The organism is Prochlorococcus sp. MIT 1223, assembly GCF_034092465.1.
GTDB lineage: Bacteria > Cyanobacteriota > Cyanobacteriia > PCC-6307 > Cyanobiaceae > AG-402-N21.
The window spans coordinates 731,700-749,204 of the sequence record NZ_CP139303.1 but is presented as its reverse complement, the minus strand read 5'-3'; the positions used below and the strand labels follow the sequence as shown (position 1 = coordinate 749,204).

The window sequence follows — 17,505 nt, the reverse complement described above, 5'->3', positions numbered from 1 at the left end:
TCATCTATGTACCTAATGGTAATTCATGTTACCATACTTATTATTTTCTTTGCATCTTTCATTCAAATCCGATTGTTTTTCCTCAAGTTGTTTATAGCATTTATTTAAAATGGAAAATAAATTTACCACCACAATAAATAATGTATTAGTCATTGGCTCTGGTGGAGCCGGACTTAGATCAGCCATTGAGGTAAAGCTAAGAGGTCTATCTGTTCAAGTCTTAAGCAAAAGATCCAAAATTGATGCTCACACTGCTTTGGCTGCGGGAGGAATTAATGCGGCTTTTGGGAATGTTGATCAAGAAGACTCATGGCAACAACATTTTGCGGATACCTTTTTAGAAGGCTATGGATTAGGAGACCCTAGATCTATCGAAATAATGGCCCAAGAGTCTATGGATCTAGTTAATGAGTTAGAAGACTGGGGAGCTGATTTCGCTAAATTAAATAATGGTAATTTTGACCAGAGATTTTTTGGTGCCCATACCTATAGAAGAACCTGCTTCTCAGGTGATTATACTGGAAGAACAATCTTAAATACATTATTAAATAAGGCAAATTCACTAAATATTCCTATTGTTGATAGTCAATATGTAACAGAATTATTGGTAAGTGATGGTACATGCTTTGGAGCAATATCATTCAATATGAATTCAGCTGAAAAATCAATTCATTTAGCAGATGCAGTAGTAATTGCAACTGGTGGACATACTGGTATATGGAAAAGAAGTTCCTCTCGAAAAAAAGAGAATACTGGCGATGGCCTTTATCTTGCCTTAAAGGCGGGTTGTAAATTAGTTGATATGGAAATGGTTCAATTTCATCCTACTGGAATATTAAAGCCTGATGAAATTGCAGGGACATTAGTTACTGAAGCAGTAAGAGGAGAAGGAGGTAAATTATTAAATAGTAACAATGAAAGATTTATGATTAATTACGATAAGGAAAGGATGGAACTATCTACCAGGGACAGAGTAACAATAGCAAACTATTTAGAAATCAAAGCAGGAAGAAACTCTCCGAATGGCGGAGTTTTCTTAGATATAACACACAGGAATAAGGAAGATATAATTAAAAGAATACCTCGCATTTATAGATTATTTCTCAATGAACAATTCATTGATATCTCAGAAACACCAATGGAAGTTGCTCCGACTTCTCATTATTCAATGGGAGGAATAGATGTCGAGCCGACTACTCATTCTACTTGTATAAATGGAATCTATGCTGTTGGTGAGGTTGCCGGAGGTCTCCATGGTGCAAATAGACTAGGAGGAAATTCCTTAGCTGAGATATTAGTTTTTGGTAAAAGAGCTGGCAAAGCAGCTTCTCTTTATTCTCAAAATAAAGAGTATGTATCAAGGCCAAATCATATCATTCAAGAAGCAACTAAAAATATTGATAAATTAATGAAAAGTGGGAAATATTATTCATCAGTACTTCAACATGAATTAGGTGAAATAATGTGGGAATATTGTGGTGTAGTAAGAGAAGATAATTCATTGCAAGTTGCTTTAGAAAAAATTGAGGAATTAAAGGAGAAAGCGAAATATCTAGATGTCAGATTAGATGGTGAGGGTTGCAGTGATTTGATTTCAACTTACGATTTACTAGCCTCCATGATGTCTGCTGAGGCAACAGTGTTAGGAGCGTTGTCGAGGAAGGAGAGTCGAGGAGCACATCAAAGAACTGATTTCCCAACTAGTAAAAATAGTGAAAATGTTAATTACAAAATACTCTTAACAGATGACTATAAATTAATTGTGCAAAGCAAAAAACTAAGAAAATTAAAAGATAGTCTTCAAGTTATCGTCAACAAGACAAAACCTTTATCAACCTCTAGTGGTATGTTATTAGAGTGAACAATAATAGTAAGCAATTAGGAGTAAAACATTAATTCATAAGTTGTTCTTGTTTCATTTTTCTGCGTTCGAAATATGAAAATACTGTAAAAATAAAAAGTATTGGCATTATACAAGTAAACCTATACCTACTTGTTATTCCCGAATTATTAGCAATAAATGAGAAGGCTGCAGAATAAATGATAGTCAAAGAAAATAAAAATTTACTTGCATAAGTATTAATCTTAAGTATATTTTTAAATATATTAAAGAGAAAATATAAACAAGTAAGACTGGAAATAGTGAATACAAAAGCTCCTAAACCTTTTTGAATTATTCCTAAAGGTAAAACCCAGAAATAAATAAATTTAATCGGGAATGGTGTTTCTGTTGGGTAAGATAAAACTCCTCCCATGCTTCTATTCCATGAACCAAGAACATCGAATATGTCAAAGATACTTAAGTCTGTATAAAAATCGAAAAATTGATAAGAATAGAAGAATAACATTACTAAAAAAGGTAATAACGTTATAGCAGTAAGGGCCTTGGATTTTCTAATTCCCTTAATTCGGGGAATCCTCCCCAAATCTTTAAGACTTACTTTTAATCTCATTGATGGAATAACAAATGCCATAGCAATGGCAATTGTTATGAAAAATAAAAAATATGGTCTCGAGAAAAATATCCAAAGAAAAGAAGGAATTAGGTATCTTAAACCTCGAACACCTGGCGTACTTAGAAAGTATATTAAAGAGGAAACTAAGCTAAATTGGACTATATCTTTACCAAGTACAGTGGTGTAAATAATACAGTTGGGGTCAAATACAAATAAAAATTTTATTAATCTAATAAAACGTAAATCCGAGACATTATTTATTAGGTTATATCGTTTCTCCATATCATTACTTAATTTAAGTAGTAATGATATAAATATAGAACCGATTGATACATATATAAGATTTATATCATTCAAGGAGTCTATAATCCCTCTACAATGTAAAAAACTAGCTATAGAATCATAGCGAAATATAGGTGTTGGTCCGCATGATTTTACAATAGGCCAGTAATAATCAACCATATCCGAATATGGAAATATAGATGAATATTGTTGAGATGCTATAGTCCTAATTATCGCTAAAAGAGCAGATTCAATAGCTTTTAACTTACCAAATCTATTAAAAATAATAAATTGGAAAATTATGCAAAACGTAGCAAGAATCATATTGAGCTATTAATAAATGTATTTTAACCTAAAGTTAGTATGAATCAATGATTGAAAATTCATTTTAATTATAATCACTCTCTATTAATACCATCAGAGTTCAGGACCTTCTTTTATAGATTAAACTTCAAAACACTAATTATAGGATATTGTTATATATCCTGAATAACCTCCAGCTGGGATAAGCCGGACATTTCTTACTCCTATACTATCAAATAATTTCAATATATCTTCTTTATCATATGTGTAGATGGGGCAAGAGTATCTGAATCTTCTTAGAAAATTTCTTGGATTTTTAGCAGGCCATGAGCATACTAAATATTTTGAAGATATATGGGCTTTTGATACAATTAACTTAGCTTCTTTAATGTAATCAAATAAACCTAGAGCAAAGCAAATATCTGTTTCTGGGTAATCATTTATTTCTAACAAATCTACATTCCTTAGGATCACTCTATTCGTTAAATTAAGTTGACTTAAGTACTTAGAAGACTCTTCAAGCATAAATTCGCTAAAGTCCATACCTACTGCCGACTGAACTTTTGCTTCGATTAGTGCTTTAGCGAGTACTCTGCTGGGCCCACAACCCAGGTCTAGTAAGGTTTTCGCTTCTACTAAACCCGCGGTAGTAACAGCTATATTCTCTCTTAGTTTGACAGGCGCGTGTATAACTTCTTCTAGCCATGAGTTTTTATATGTGTTTATAAACCACTTATTTGCTTTAGACCAATAATTTTGAGAGAGATTAGCAGATGAGATCATTGATACATCACTTTACTTCAGATATGCTAACTCTTTGAGAGTTGGCTAGGGCTGTTATTATTTCTTCAATAGCATTTTTGTTGAAATTCCACCTTAAATATATAGCGAATTTTTTTAATATATTTGCTTTAGAAGATATTCCTCTACAAGGATTAATTGGATTTCCAAACTCGTATGGATGAAGATAAAAGGAACTATTATTGGAGGTCATTTTACTTTTGAGAATATAAGAGGTTAGAAAAGATGGTAAAATTCGCCAAGTCGAACCACCAGCTAGGTTTAGAGAGATAAAGCCAAACTTAACAGATGTTAAAGGTATTATTTTGATTACATCTCTTGCAGGGTAATTAGGTAATTTAGATAAGCATTTGACTGTTATGCTTGAATCATACTGATAGCCTGCCTTCTTTAGAATCCTTAAACTATCTAGATAATCACTTCTTGAAATAGAAAGTAATGGTGATCGATATCCTACGACTTCCTTCTGAATAATATCTTCAATCAAGTTTTTAGAGTAAATTGAGTCGTCTAGAAATTCCTTGTTAGTTAACGATTGTCTGCTTACGTGCTTGTAACCGTGAGATCCAATAGCATGTCCATACTGGCTGATTATCTTTGTTAGTTTTGGATGTATTTCTGCTGTTCTGGCATTGATAAAAAAGGTGCATTTTACTTTATTTTCTTTTAGAAAATCTAGTAAGTAGAATGTTTCATCTTTGAAATCATTTGTAAAACTTTTGTAGTCTACTATCTTACCTTGATCATAACTTATAAGTCCAAAATCCTCCCAATCAATTCCTAGGCTATAATATTTCATTCTTCTTTTAATGTTACTTATATTGTATTTTAACAAATAAAATAGTTTATTTGTAGAGTTATTAAAATTTAGTAGGTATTACTTAGACCAACCTTCAACTAGATTATCTAGAGATTTAATTGCTGCTTTGTACTCTTTAATCTTCAAGCTTTCAAATAATGAATCTAATTCTTTTGACAAGTTTTCGTATGATATAGGATATTCCTTCGCACGATAAATTAAAGGATTGATTGTTTTCTCTGCATCTCCATCAATTAATAGTTCTTCATATAGTTTTTCGCCAGGTCTGATTCCAGTTGTAATAATTTCGATATCTCCAATACCGCTCCTTTTATCTTTCACTGTTAGACCACTTAACTTAATCATTTGTTCGGCTAAGTACTTTATCTTTATTGGTTCCCCCATATCCAGTAAAAAGACCTCGCCACCATCTGCTAGCGCTGAAGATTGTAGAACAAGTTGAGAAGCCTCCTCAATTGTCATGAAATATCTTTCCATTTCACTATCAGTTAATGTGATAGGTCCACCTTCCTTAATCTGTTTTTGGAAAAGTGGAATAACTGACCCCGAGGAACCTAGAACATTTCCAAACCTAACCATTGAGTAACATGTAGTTCTGTCTTCTGAATTCTTTAAATATTGCTTATTAGCATAATTTTGTATAATCAATTCTGCAACTCTTTTGCTCGCGCCCATAACATTTTTAGGCCTAACAGCTTTGTCTGTAGAGATCAGAATTACCTGCTTGACTTTATTTTTCTCTGCTGCTCGGCATATTGACTCAGTAGAAAGTACATTATTTGTTAAGCCTTCAATCGCATTCATTTCTACTAATGGTACATGCTTATATGCAGCAGAATGAAAGACTAAGTCTACAAACTCATGCTCAAAAATCTTATTTATAAAATAGTAATCACAAGCGTTCCCAAGTAGAGGTAATATTTCTACATTAGATACATTATTAGAATTAATCTCATTATATATGGTGTAAAGAGCTAGTTCACTTTGTTCTACTAAAACTAATTTAGAAGGATTATTCTTCAATACTTGTCTGCAAATCTCACTGCCAATTGAACCCCCTGCACCAGTGACACAAATAACTGATCCATCAATAACTTTTTCTAGTAGTACTTGATTTGGAGGCGCAGCTTCTCTTCCAAGAAGGTCTTCGATGGAAATAGGTCTTAAATCATTAATCCTTACATTTCCAGTTGTAAGATCTTTTATTGATGGAACTTGCCTTATCTTTATACCCAGATTCTGAACATAGTTGACTATTTCTTTCCTTTCATAATTGTTTATTGCGGGAATAGCTAGTAATACCTCGTCAATTGTACTTGCAACTTCCGAGAGATATTTTTTCGGATTAATACGAACATTGTATAAGTCTCTACCCCATAATCTAAAATCATCATCTATAAACCCTTTGATATTATAAACACCAGTTAGTTGTATTGATGAGGCTAGTTGAGCTCCTGCTTCTCCTGCTCCATATATTATTATATTATTTTTATTAACTTTATCATTATTTTGGAATATTCTCAATATATCTCTAGCAAATATTCTAGTCAAAGAAGTAATGCTAGTTATTAATATCCAAAATAGTATCCATAATCGAGTATTAGATAAGTTTAAATTTAAAAGACTATTGATTATTATTAATCCAAGAGTTAATAGAAAGTTTCTTGCAGCAATTCTGTAGAAGATAACACTGCTTAGGTATCTTGATATACTATTATATTGTCCTGTAAAGCCATACAGAATTATGCCTAAGAATATAGCCTCTAAAGTTATTTGAGCTATTTCTTTTTCGTGTAAAGATGAGATCTGAAGCCCTGTTAAATAAAAACTTATCCTTATAGAGATCAGGATTGAAGCTAAGTCAGCAAAAATTAATACTAGCTTCCTCTTTGATGGTTTAAGCCCCAAAAGATAATTAAGAAATTGTTTGAGTTTAGTTATCATTTTATTTTATCGAATTTAGTAAAACACTTCTAATTATTTCTGAGTATTTATTCATATGAATTTCATTTATAGTTGGATGAACTAAGAACATTAGGCTTGTCTCTCCTAGTAGTTTTGCGTTCGGCAATACTTGAAAACCATACTTAGAGTTCTTTTTAAAGCAATCTTCTAGATAAATTTCACTACATGTACCTGAGAAGGCAGGAAATCCTTGACTATTTATCTCATGCATTATCCTTTCTCTATTCCAATTATCTTTAAGATATCTTTTTTCTAGATAAACATATACTTTGTAGTAAGCATGCTTTAAATCCTTTTTAGGTAGGGCAATTCTTATACTAGGAATTGATTCTAGATACTTAAATAAAATTAAAGCGTTCCTTGTTCTGATTTCGTTCCATTTTGATAGCATCCTTAATTGTATTCTACCAATCGCACTTTGTAATTCTGTCAGCCTAAAATTATAACCAAAGCTTTCATGCATGAACTTATAGGCATACGTTTTTAAGGCTTTACTTTGCTTTAATGAATTTAAACTCTTACCATGATCTTTTAGTGACCATACCTTCTCCCATAGGTCTCTTCTATCAGTAGTTATCATTCCGCCTTCTCCAGCTGTACTTATTATTTTATCCTGACAAAAGCTCCAAGCTGAAATATCACCAAAGCTCCCAACACTTTTAGACCCTATCTCAGCTCCATGAGCTTGAGCACAGTCTTCTATTACGAATATATTTTTACTTTTTGCTAATTTGCATATAGATAGCATATCTGCCGGCCACCCTGCGAGATGTACTACCAAAATTGCTTTTGTAGCATGATTAATAAGAGGTTCAATACTATTGGCAGTAATGCAACCTGAATCTTTATCGATATCAGCGAAAACAGGTTGGGCGCCTTCTAAAACAATTGAAGAAGCAGTAGCGATGAAGCTTCTAGGAGTCGTGATAACTTCATCGCCATCTCCTATCCCAAGTGCTTTTAGAGCAGCTGAGAGAGCTATTGATCCATTTGCTAATGCAATTGCATATTTAGTCCCACAGAAACTTGCAAATTCTTTTTCAAAGTTCTCTGTTTCATTCCCTGTCCATTTATTTACTTTTCCAGAATTGAGAACCTTAACTGCGGCATTGATTTGAGAACTATCAAACTCTGGCCAATAAGGTAAATTCAAAACAGGGATTGTATATGTTTTTAGGGCTAAGATATAGCACGCGCAGGAACTCCTGCCACTCGAGAGCCACTATTAATGTCTTTTAAAACTACTGATCCTGCTCCAATATATACATTTGAGCCAATATTAATATTTTGAATAATAGATGAACCAATGCCTACCCAAGTTGATTTGCCAATTCTTACATTGCCTGCTAAGTGAGCTCCAGGACAAATATGTACTCCTTCAGCTAAAACAACATCATGATCTATAGATGCACAAGTATTAATAATACAACCTTCTCCAACAACAGCATTGGATTGTACTGCAGCTTGCGCAAAAACTACAGTACCATTATCCAAAGTGGCTGACGCTGCAACATATGCATTGGGGTGAATTAGAAAGGGTACTTGATAATATTTTAATAGTTTTTTTAAAATAGAAACTCTCATAGCTGAATCACCTATTGCAACTATTGCTGAATTATAATTAGATTTACAAAAATCACTAGATAAATAGGATATCTTGCCAATTATAGGAATGCCGTTAATAGTTTCCGATTCAATTTCCTTAGTGTATTTATCATCTAGATAAGCATAATCAGAATAACAGCCGATTGCTTGAGCTGTTTCAAGTATCACTCTAGAATGTCCTCCAGCTCCAATAATAAGTAATCTATTCATGAGTTCTATTTACAATTAAGATTAATTTAAATGACCTTTGAAGTGAGTATTAATTGATTCTCCATCTGAATATATTGAGTCCATTCTAATAACTCTTATCATTGTCAGAAACAATATTTTTATATCTAACAGGAAACTTTGATTCTTTATATACCATAGATCTAATTTAAATTTTTTTTCCCACGATATTGAATTTCTTCCATTTACTTGTGCCCAACCACTAAGTCCAGGTTTTACATTATGTCGCCTCATTTGTTCAGGTGAGTATAGATCTAAATATTCAATTAAAAGTGGCCTAGGGCCAACGAAACTCATTTTACCATTTATTATATTTATTAGTTCAGGTAGTTCATCAAGAGAGGTCTTTCGGAGGAATTTACCTACTTTTGAGGTTCTACTAGAGTCTGAAATTAAATCTACATCTTTACTTTTTATACTTTGCATAGTTCGAAATTTAATTAGAGTAAATAATTTACCCTTAAGCCCAGGCCTTGATTGCTTGAAGAATATTGGATTTCCAAGATCTATAAAGACGATTAAACTAATTAATATGTATATAGGTATAAAAATAATAAATAAAATTGATGCTGAGACCCTATCAATAAATTCTTTAAATAAGCAATACATAACTATTAGGATTGATTTGTTATAAAATTTTTCTTAATTCTTTCAATATTAATGATTGCTCAAATTCCTCTGATGACAACCTGGCTTGTTTCATAAGTTTAATAGTTCCATTTTTATCTCTAAGTGTTTTTGATATAGTTTTGGCAAATTCCTTTGCATTATAGCCTTTAGGAATAATAATTGAATTATATCCATCTTTAGTAAGGCAATTTGGACCTTCAATGTTAAAAGTGAATATTGCATTCCCGTTAGCTGCTCCTTCAAGTAGCACGCTCCCAAATCCTTCCCTCATACTAGGTAATATAATTGCAATTGATTTCATTAAATAATTATCAATATTTGATGTGAAAGAAATTGATTCTATAAAGGCTAAATTAGCTTGATTTTTTATATTTTTTTCTATTAAACGCCTATTTATTCCCATTATTTGAAGCTTCACTTCTCTTTCCTTCATCTCTGTAAGCAATTCTTCGAAAATATTTAAAATTAGTGGAAATCCTTTTCTTGCAATTGGCCTACCGATATAACTTAAAACTATAGGCTGACTTTCATCTAAAAAACTTGAAATCTTATTATTTAAATCTGCAGAAGAGAGATACCTGCTTTTATGTATACCACTACATGAACCTGGTAATGGAACTTTTATTGGTTTAAGTTTTGTTAGAAGATTACCTTTTAGATATTCTAAATGTTTTGGTGAAACTGTGATAACACTTGTAGAAAGCGCTATATTAAGTAACTCCATGAAATAGAGTATATATTTGACAATCCCGATAGAATCAATATTTGCAAAACCATGATTAAAATAAACCCTTTCTTTTACTCCAGCTAGCTTTGCTATTGTTAGCGGTAGTAATGAAAAAGAAGTCATATGAAATACACACTTGCTATGCCTATTCTTAATAAAGATAAGATATAAATAAATACAACTTGGTAGAAATAGTAAAATATTACTGTCGTAGGAGAACTTTACATTGAACCAGTTTGGCATCCTAATTATATTTTTACTTTTTGTATGGCAAGGTGTTAAAGATTGATAATAAATCATAGTCTTATCTGACGAGCTAAGACATATAGGCTTTAGCCAGATGTCAACAGCTATATTTCCGTAGGCGAAGTGAATTTCCAAATCTTTATTGAGCAATAATCTTGCTATTGAATCTCTTCAATAATTTTAAGATAAATAGTCTGTACTGCCAATATTGGCTAACAATATGATATTGGTATAAATAATTTATATCAATATACTCTATATAACTTTTAATTTTATTCTTAGCGATAAAACCATTAGCATTTATGTTAGTAATTTTAAATCTCTTAGAGTAGACAAACCTATGATTTGACTTTTTTAGCGCTAAATACTGCTCGTAATCTGCAGCACATAAGTATCTTTCTTTGAATTTATGTCTTTTCAGTGCCTTAACTTCATATATAATAGAATTGTGTGATGAAGGCATAGATAAACCTAGCAAATTTTGCAAATAGTTTATAAGATTATTCAGTAAGTTATTATTTTCTAATCTATATCCACAAATAAGACTTGTCCTGATAATCTTTAGTTTTAGTAGAGCTAATCTAAAAGCGTCAATATTTATAGTATCACCACTATTTATAAATAAGGCATAATCAGATTTCGTAATTTCTATGGCTTTGTTCATTGCATTATATATGCCGCTATCAACTGCTTTGACTATTCTTATGTTATTGCTGGGACTTATAGAAGATAATATTATTGAACTTATATCAGAAGACTTGGAGTCTATAATTAACCAAGAGACTCTACTTTCAGTTTCTAAAATAGAGAGGATGTTTTCTTTTGTTTTCTTAAATTGATAACCAGAGTTCTTGTTAACTGTGATTATATCTATATTCATTTTTGGTGATTGCTAATTTACATTCTAATTTAATCTGTGAATATTCTATATGCCGATATTGCAGTTACTAGTGGGCTTAATGGTTCAGTAATTGCGTTTGCTCCTGTTGTAATGCTCCCTAGTGTACTTGTTGTCACATTAATAATGTCCCCATTTTTAAGTATTGGGTTATATTTTTCTGATCCTCCTCTACTTATATTCATCCTGTATTTCTTTCTGGAAACTGATCCATTTCTATTTACCCTAATTAATTGAACATTGCTTTTATTTCCCTTCATAGGGATTACTCCGCCAGTTTGGAGTATGGCCTGAGATAAAGGGGTATTCCTTGGTATTTCTATTCTTCCTGGCGCTATAACTTGTCCAATTATGCTCACTACAATTGTTTTAGGTGATAAATTAGCTAATGCTTTATCTCTATCAATGTCAGGAATATACTTTGCTTTACTTAATTTAATAGTGTCACCATCGTAAATAAGAGGATTTTGCACATGATTTCCATCTGTTAATAGCTCTATTAAGTTAATGCTTGCCTCTTTGTATTCAGGCTTGTTTCCGGCTAACCTTCTAATTAGTTTTACATTGGTTAGATTTGTTTCATCTGTAATACCACCAGCTACTTGAATTGCGTCAACAAGGGTAGGAAGTTCTCCTGAATATGTAGGAACCTTCGCAAAACTTTCTCCTTTCCCTAATACGTAAATACCAGGATTATTTATTTCCCCTATAATCGCTACTCTAGGAGGCCTCGTCTTAGATACTTTTAAGTGAAGCTCTGGATTTAGTAATTGTGATTTATATAATTCTTTTATCTTATATGAGGCTTCATCAATTGTACTAAAGTTTAGATTTACATTGCCTATTAATGGTAGTCGAACATAACCATCTCTCATTACATTATAGTTACCATTGAATTCTTTTGCACCGTAAAGAGTTAAATATAAGCTATCTCCAGGCCCTATTAGATAATCATTATTATTAATGCCTTGCTCTTTGTTGGTTCTTTTTAAAGCAATCTCTTTATTGTTAGCTTGACTATCTTGGGCAGGTTTTGAATGAATTAAAGGCAAACCTATTAAATCAGCTGAAAGCAGGAAGATAGCCAACAACAGGCTGCTCACAGGTTTCCGAGCACTCAATTTCTTCTCAATAATATTTTTAATATTAGCATAGAATGGGCTTTTTCAGATCTTGCATAAGCGAACCGGAACTTTGCCTGCTAATTTCTGCCTATTTTAATGTAGTATATAAACTACAGGGATAAGAACTACAGGGATAAGAAATATGCTTGAAGATTCAAAGTCAAATCAGTTATCACAGGGCGATGAAACAACAAGAGCTTTAAGTCGTAAAACATTTGCTTCTAATGAAGACTTTATAGAATTTGGAGAAATTTGGAAAGCTATATTACGTAGAAAAAAAATCTTTTATGTAACAGCAAGTTCGATTTTTATAGCTTTTGGAGTAACTACAACCTATTTAAGAATATTTAGACCTGTATATATTGGACAGTTCTCTTTGATGATACAAGATCCAATTGTCAGAAATGAAATAGATAAAAATCTAATGGCTGACGAAGGAATTTTTGGACTTGCAGCCCGCAGTGGAGTTTCCGCTGATGTGCCAACATTGGTCTCTTTGCTTAAAAGTCCATTTTATCTATCAGATGTTGCTAAGGAGTTCAATATTAATCCTCGTTCTTTGGCTGGAATGTTATCTATAGATCATCCTTCCGTATTTGCTGGAAGAAGACCTAGGGGGGTCTTAGATGTTAAATTAGAGATTAATAATAGAGAATTGGGGCAGAAAATACTTGAAGCATTGGCCAAAAGATATTTAGAGGCAGCACTTGAGCAGAAAACAGAGAGTTTAATCGATGGATTGAAATTTTTGAATAATCAGGAACCATCGCTTAGGTTAAAGACAATTGAGATTCAGAGTAAGTTAGAAGCATTTAGAGAAAAATATGGAGTAATAGACCCTACTTATGAAGGTAGAGCCATTAAAATAAAAGAGCGTGATATTAGAGATGACATTTTATTTTTAGAGAAAGAGATAGCCAGTCTTAAAAATGTTAGAAAACAAATAATAAATAGAACGATATCAGCATCAGGTTTTGGTGATAGCTTAGGAGGATTTAATTCTAATTCTGGTCTTGAAGTAACAGAATTTGATAAAGGATTATTAGATCAATTAATTAAAGCAGAGTCTGAATTAGCTGCGGCGAGAACAAAATTCACTGAAAACTCTGAAGTTGTTAAAGGACTTAAGTCTAGATTAAATAAATTAGAACCTTTGGTAATTAAGAATCAATTAAAAACAGTAGACATAGCTTTGGAAATAAATTATAAGAATTTAGATACGTTGAAAAATCAAAGATTAAACAATAAAACTGATTTTCTTGAGCAACCTTATAATATAAAGGTTTACACTAATCTCACTACACAGTTAAAAATAGCAGAAAGGAATTTACAAAGTCTAATGTCTGCTAGAGATAGATATCAATTACAGATGGCTCAAAAAAGTATACCTTGGAGGATTATTTCATCTGCGAAAATGGAATCTTCTCCTATAAAGCCATCAATTCCAATCAATTTAATGTTAGGTATCCTAACTAGCGCTGTTGGAGGAATAGGTGCTTCTCTTTTAAGAGATAAATTAGATTATGTTTATCGTAACTCTTCAGAAGTAACTGAAGAGTTAGATGTTCCTTTGTTAGCTCATATACCCCATGTTACTTTTTTTGAGGGTGTTCGCGAAGATAATAGATTTTTATTTGATGATCTAGATAATCTTCTTGACTCTGAAGAAGACAAAGAAAAAGAGAAATACGAGAGATTTTTCTATCAAGAATCTTTACGTAACTTATACACTTCAATAAGATTTTTAAATAGTGAGAAGCAACTAAAGTCAATTGCTATAACTAGTAGTCTTCCCTCGGAAGGTAAATCACTTCTTAATGCTCTACTTTCAAAAACAATTGCAGAGATGGGAATAAAAGTTGTTTTGATAGATGCAGATATGAGAAAGCCACAACTCCACCATAGACTTGGTGTAAATAACTTGAAAGGTTTAAGTAATGTACTTATAGATAGGAATAATTCTTTAGAAGATGTAATTCAAAAAGTACCTGCCAATGAAAATTGGTTTGTAATTACAGCTGGAACAAAACCTCCTGATCCAACAAGACTACTTAGTTCTAATAGAATGAAAGAAATAAATGATGAGTTAATACAATCTGGCAAATATGATTTAGTTCTTTATGATACTCCTCCAATTCTGGGATTAGCTGATGCTGCTTTAGTTGCAGCGAATACAGATGGAATGATTCTACTTGTTAGTCTTAATAATGTAGATAGATCAATGCCTATTGCTTCGTTAGAAAGAATATATTCTAGCGGAGCTACATTATTAGGAGTAGTCACAAATGCTCTTAAGCCTGAGCTTAAATCAGAGACAAATTCATATTACTCTCAGGTTTACGCAAGTTATGCTATAGATGAACCAACTAAGATTAATGAAAATATCGATGCAGGGATACAAGCCAGAGAAAAGCTTAGTAAAAGGCAGTTAATTAGAAAAGAAATTATTGACTTAATAAAAAAACTTAAAGATAAGGCTGCTAAATTTATTAATTGGATAGAGAATTAAATATTACTATGATTAAATCTGAATCAAATTATTTTAGAATTCATTGGGTACTTGTAGATGAATTGGCTATAGGACGAGCTCCAATTAATATGGGCCATCTTGAAATTCTTAAAACAAATAAGATATCCTCAATATTAAGTCTATGCAGCGAGTCGGAGGCTTCTGCTCCTAAAGAAATGAATAATATGTTTAATTGTAGAAGGGCCTTATTGCCTGACCATAAAGCTGGGAGAATGCCTAAATTGGAAGAATTGGGAGAAGCCTTAGATATGCTTTCTGAGATCAAACAAACCGGCCCAGTATTTGTACATTGTGTCGCAGCAATGGAAAGATCCCCACTTGTTTGCATGGCATGGCTTGTATCACGTCATGGTTTAACTCCACAAGAGTCTCTTGATTATTTGATGCAGGTTCACCCAGGAACAAATCCGCTCCCTGGCCAACTATCTATTTTAAATAAGATCAACATTTCTTAAATCTATCAATAGCTTTTAGTTAATAGTACTATATTTTAATGATTTGATTCATAAAATAAATAAGCAAAATTAGAAAATAAAGTTTAGAATGAATCTTTAATAATTTTTCTTGTGAAATCAAATCATGACTTTAAAAATATAGCTGTAATTGGCGCTGGATATATAGGTGCAGTTCTCTCTGCTGTCTTAGCAGACAAAGGGTTTAATGTAACTGCAATTGATATTAATGAATCTTTAATTAAGATATATAATTCAGCCAATAGTCCATTTAATGAACCTGGATTGCAGGAATTAATTAACAAAACAATAAATAACAATAGTCTAACTGCATCAACAGATATATCAAAGATTACTGAAGCAGATGTTATCTTAATTACAGTTGGTACACCTTTAAAAGAAGATGGAAGTGCGGATGATTTTGCTATTAAATCTGCAATTTCTAGTATGTTGCCATATATAAAGGATGATCAATTAATAATTCTAAAAAGTACTGTTCCTCCCTCAACCACTCAAGAGTTGGTGGCTAAGCCTCTGAGCAAGATTGCTAAAGTTTATGTTGCATTTTGTCCTGAAAGATTAGCTGAGGGTAATGCAATAGAAGAATGTAAAAATATACCTGTTGTTGTAGGAGGAGTTGACGATGAGAGTGCATTATTAGCAGAAGAATTTTGGACTAAATCTTTAGGAGTTGAATGTATCAGAGTTGAAAATTCATCTGCAGCAGAATTAGTTAAACTTGCAGATAATGCTTGGATTGATTTAAATATTGCTTTATCTTTTGAATTAGCGAAAGTAGCAGATTTTCTAGAGATTGATGTATTACCTGTTATAAAAGCAACTAACTCATTACCTAAGGGACAACATTTTGTGAATATACTTTTGCCTTCTATTGGTGTTGGTGGTTATTGCCTTACAAAGGATCCATGGTTTATGAATGCTTTCGCTGAATCTTTTGGCTCCAGTTTTAAGACAGCAGTCACTTCAAGAATTGTTAACCAAGAAAGTCCAATTTATTCTGCAAATCGTTTAGATGAAACTCTATCTTTGAAGTTCCCTAAACTTGAGAAAAATGAAATTCAGATAGGGATATTAGGTTTAGCTTTCAAAAATAATACAGGTGATTGTAGGTTTACTCCTTCATTACCCGCAATTAAAATTTTATTAGAGTTGGGCTATTCAATTAAAGCTTTTGATCCTTACGTGAATGATTCGGATTATGCTCTTTTTAATCCTCTTAAGAGAGCATTTTCAATAGATGAAGCAATGGATGGAGCACATGCATTAGCTTTCTTTGCGGGACATAAAGAATTTGAGAAGATAGATCATAAAAGGATGAAGGAGCTATTGGCTCCAGGAGCAGTTATTTTTGATGGTCGAATGTATTTTGAAAGAAAGGAGATAGAGGCTTTCCTTGAATTAGGATTTGTCTTTAAAGGAGTAGGAAGGTAATGAGTAATAAAATTATGGTTACTGGTGGAGCTGGTTTCATAGGCTCTCACCTGATTAGTCGCTTACTTGACGAAGGATATGAAGTACATAATTTTGATATTCTGCCTTTAAGTAAGGCTTTAAGACTTGAAAAAATCAAAAGCCATAGGAATTTTTATTACACTGAGGGTGATTTAAGAGATAAATCAAAAATCATAGATTGGTATCAGAAAGATGCTTCTCAATTGTTTCATCTTGCAAGTGTCGTTGGTGTTCAGAACTATATAAATGATCCATTAGCTTTGATTGATATTGTCGTAGGAGGAACACGAAATTTACTTGAATTAGCTGCTATCAATCAAACAAGAGTGTTATTCACAAGCACTAGCGAAGTTTATGGAAAAAATCCAAATACACCTTGGGCAGAATCATTCGATCGTGTTTTAGGACCAACTTCAGTTGATCGATGGAGTTATAGCAGCAGTAAAGCTGTCTGTGAGCATATGCTTTTTGCCTTAGGGAGAAGCAGTAATTTGGAATTTACAATAGTAAGATTTTTTAATGTTTATGGTCCTGGACAAGCCCCTATCTTTGTTGTTTCAAAATCAATTTATAATGCGATGAATAAAAAACCTCCACTTATTTATGATTCTGGAAAACAAACAAGATGTTTTACTTATGTTGGTGATGCAATAGAGGGAGTATTTAGAGCAAGTAGAAGTAGAAATACACTTTCTGAAGTCATTAATATAGGCTCTAATGTTGAAACAAAAATGTCAGATTTAGTGAAAAATATAATAGATCTTTCTGGAAATAATTTAGAGCCTGAGACCTTTTACACAAAAGAAAGGTATGGAAAATCGTATGAAGACATACCTAGAAGAATTCCTCAAGTCGAAAAAGCGAAAGAATTACTTAATTGGGAAGCTAAGACTGATATTAATAAAGGAATAATTTTTTGCATGGATTGGGCAAAAGAGAACCCTTGGTGGCTTAGATAAAAGTGT

15 protein-coding genes are annotated in these 17,505 nt (G+C 32.3%); 5 read left to right on the top strand and 10 right to left on the bottom strand.

What is annotated here, in order from left to right:
* Positions 1-109: 109 nt before the first annotated feature.
* A complete protein-coding gene (locus tag SOI85_RS03990) occupies positions 110-1,861 on the top strand; it encodes an FAD-dependent oxidoreductase (RefSeq protein WP_320664940.1) in 1,752 nt (583 codons plus the stop codon).
* Between the two features lie 31 nt (positions 1,862-1,892).
* On the opposite strand, the gene SOI85_RS03985 is transcribed toward SOI85_RS03990, so the two are convergent.
* From SOI85_RS03985 to SOI85_RS03940, 10 genes are all read right to left on the bottom strand, one after another.
* On the bottom strand, positions 1,893-3,062 hold the full coding sequence (locus tag SOI85_RS03985) for a hypothetical protein (protein ID WP_320664939.1): 1,170 nt from the start codon (positions 3,060-3,062) through the stop codon (positions 1,893-1,895).
* A gap of 135 nt (positions 3,063-3,197) precedes the next feature.
* On the bottom strand, positions 3,198-3,824 hold the full coding sequence (locus SOI85_RS03980; RefSeq protein ID WP_320664938.1) for a class I SAM-dependent methyltransferase: 627 nt from the start codon (positions 3,822-3,824) through the stop codon (positions 3,198-3,200).
* Between the two features lie 7 nt (positions 3,825-3,831).
* The gene (locus SOI85_RS03975; protein ID WP_320664937.1) at positions 3,832-4,641 is read right to left on the bottom strand and encodes a polysaccharide deacetylase family protein; all 810 of its coding nucleotides are present in this window, start codon (positions 4,639-4,641) and stop codon (positions 3,832-3,834) included.
* A 78-nt stretch (positions 4,642-4,719) separates the two neighbouring features.
* Complete coding sequence (locus SOI85_RS03970; protein WP_320664936.1) at positions 4,720-6,606, bottom strand: nucleoside-diphosphate sugar epimerase/dehydratase; 1,887 nt, start codon at positions 6,604-6,606, stop codon at positions 4,720-4,722.
* Position 6,607: 1 nt separating this feature from the next.
* Entirely contained in the window at positions 6,608-7,780 is a 1,173-nt protein-coding gene (locus tag SOI85_RS03965; protein ID WP_320664935.1) for a DegT/DnrJ/EryC1/StrS aminotransferase family protein, read from the bottom strand.
* Between the two features lie 26 nt (positions 7,781-7,806).
* Complete coding sequence (locus SOI85_RS03960; RefSeq protein WP_320664934.1) at positions 7,807-8,442, bottom strand: acetyltransferase; 636 nt, start codon at positions 8,440-8,442, stop codon at positions 7,807-7,809.
* A gap of 21 nt (positions 8,443-8,463) precedes the next feature.
* The gene (locus SOI85_RS03955; RefSeq protein ID WP_320664933.1) at positions 8,464-9,069 is read right to left on the bottom strand and encodes a sugar transferase; all 606 of its coding nucleotides are present in this window, start codon (positions 9,067-9,069) and stop codon (positions 8,464-8,466) included.
* A gap of 19 nt (positions 9,070-9,088) precedes the next feature.
* Entirely contained in the window at positions 9,089-9,940 is an 852-nt protein-coding gene (locus tag SOI85_RS03950) for a glycosyltransferase (RefSeq protein WP_320664932.1), read from the bottom strand.
* A gap of 262 nt (positions 9,941-10,202) precedes the next feature.
* A complete protein-coding gene (locus tag SOI85_RS03945; RefSeq protein ID WP_320664931.1) occupies positions 10,203-10,943 on the bottom strand; it encodes a glycosyltransferase in 741 nt (246 codons plus the stop codon).
* Positions 10,944-10,972: 29 nt separating this feature from the next.
* Positions 10,973-12,049: an SLBB domain-containing protein gene (locus SOI85_RS03940; RefSeq protein ID WP_320664930.1), complete on the bottom strand. Its 1,077-nt coding sequence runs from the start codon at positions 12,047-12,049 to the stop codon at positions 10,973-10,975.
* Positions 12,050-12,227: 178 nt separating this feature from the next.
* On the opposite strand from SOI85_RS03940, the gene SOI85_RS03935 reads away from it, so the two are divergent.
* From SOI85_RS03935 to SOI85_RS03920, 4 genes are all read left to right on the top strand, one after another.
* Positions 12,228-14,594: a polysaccharide biosynthesis tyrosine autokinase gene (locus SOI85_RS03935; protein WP_320664929.1), complete on the top strand. Its 2,367-nt coding sequence runs from the start codon at positions 12,228-12,230 to the stop codon at positions 14,592-14,594.
* A gap of 8 nt (positions 14,595-14,602) precedes the next feature.
* Positions 14,603-15,070, top strand: coding sequence for a dual specificity protein phosphatase (locus SOI85_RS03930; protein ID WP_320664928.1), 468 nt, complete (start codon positions 14,603-14,605; stop codon positions 15,068-15,070).
* Between the two features lie 111 nt (positions 15,071-15,181).
* The gene (locus SOI85_RS03925) at positions 15,182-16,519 is read left to right on the top strand and encodes a nucleotide sugar dehydrogenase (protein WP_320664927.1); all 1,338 of its coding nucleotides are present in this window, start codon (positions 15,182-15,184) and stop codon (positions 16,517-16,519) included.
* Complete coding sequence (locus tag SOI85_RS03920; RefSeq protein WP_320664926.1) at positions 16,519-17,499, top strand: NAD-dependent epimerase/dehydratase family protein; 981 nt, start codon at positions 16,519-16,521, stop codon at positions 17,497-17,499. Before SOI85_RS03925 ends, SOI85_RS03920 begins: the two co-directional genes overlap by 1 nt.
* The last annotated feature ends 6 nt before the right edge of the window (positions 17,500-17,505 follow it).

What these genes read in the sequence shown, in the direction of transcription:
- SOI85_RS03930 (WP_320664928.1), top strand. Translation starts at nt 14,603, where the DNA reads ATGATTAAATCTGAATCAAATTATTTTAGAATTCATTGGGTACTTGTA.
- SOI85_RS03960 (WP_320664934.1), bottom strand. Translation starts at nt 8,442, where the DNA reads ATGAATAGATTACTTATTATTGGAGCTGGAGGACATTCTAGAGTGATA.
- SOI85_RS03955 (WP_320664933.1), bottom strand. Translation starts at nt 9,069, where the DNA reads ATGTATTGCTTATTTAAAGAATTTATTGATAGGGTCTCAGCATCAATT.
- SOI85_RS03950 (WP_320664932.1), bottom strand. Translation starts at nt 9,940, where the DNA reads ATGACTTCTTTTTCATTACTACCGCTAACAATAGCAAAGCTAGCTGGA.
- SOI85_RS03935 (WP_320664929.1), top strand. Translation starts at nt 12,228, where the DNA reads ATGCTTGAAGATTCAAAGTCAAATCAGTTATCACAGGGCGATGAAACA.
- SOI85_RS03985 (WP_320664939.1), bottom strand. Translation starts at nt 3,062, where the DNA reads ATGATTCTTGCTACGTTTTGCATAATTTTCCAATTTATTATTTTTAAT.
- SOI85_RS03970 (WP_320664936.1), bottom strand. Translation starts at nt 6,606, where the DNA reads ATGATAACTAAACTCAAACAATTTCTTAATTATCTTTTGGGGCTTAAA.
- SOI85_RS03980 (WP_320664938.1), bottom strand. Translation starts at nt 3,824, where the DNA reads ATGATCTCATCTGCTAATCTCTCTCAAAATTATTGGTCTAAAGCAAAT.
- SOI85_RS03920 (WP_320664926.1), top strand. Translation starts at nt 16,519, where the DNA reads ATGAGTAATAAAATTATGGTTACTGGTGGAGCTGGTTTCATAGGCTCT.
- SOI85_RS03975 (WP_320664937.1), bottom strand. Translation starts at nt 4,641, where the DNA reads ATGAAATATTATAGCCTAGGAATTGATTGGGAGGATTTTGGACTTATA.
- SOI85_RS03990 (WP_320664940.1), top strand. Translation starts at nt 110, where the DNA reads ATGGAAAATAAATTTACCACCACAATAAATAATGTATTAGTCATTGGC.
- SOI85_RS03945 (WP_320664931.1), bottom strand. Translation starts at nt 10,943, where the DNA reads ATGAATATAGATATAATCACAGTTAACAAGAACTCTGGTTATCAATTT.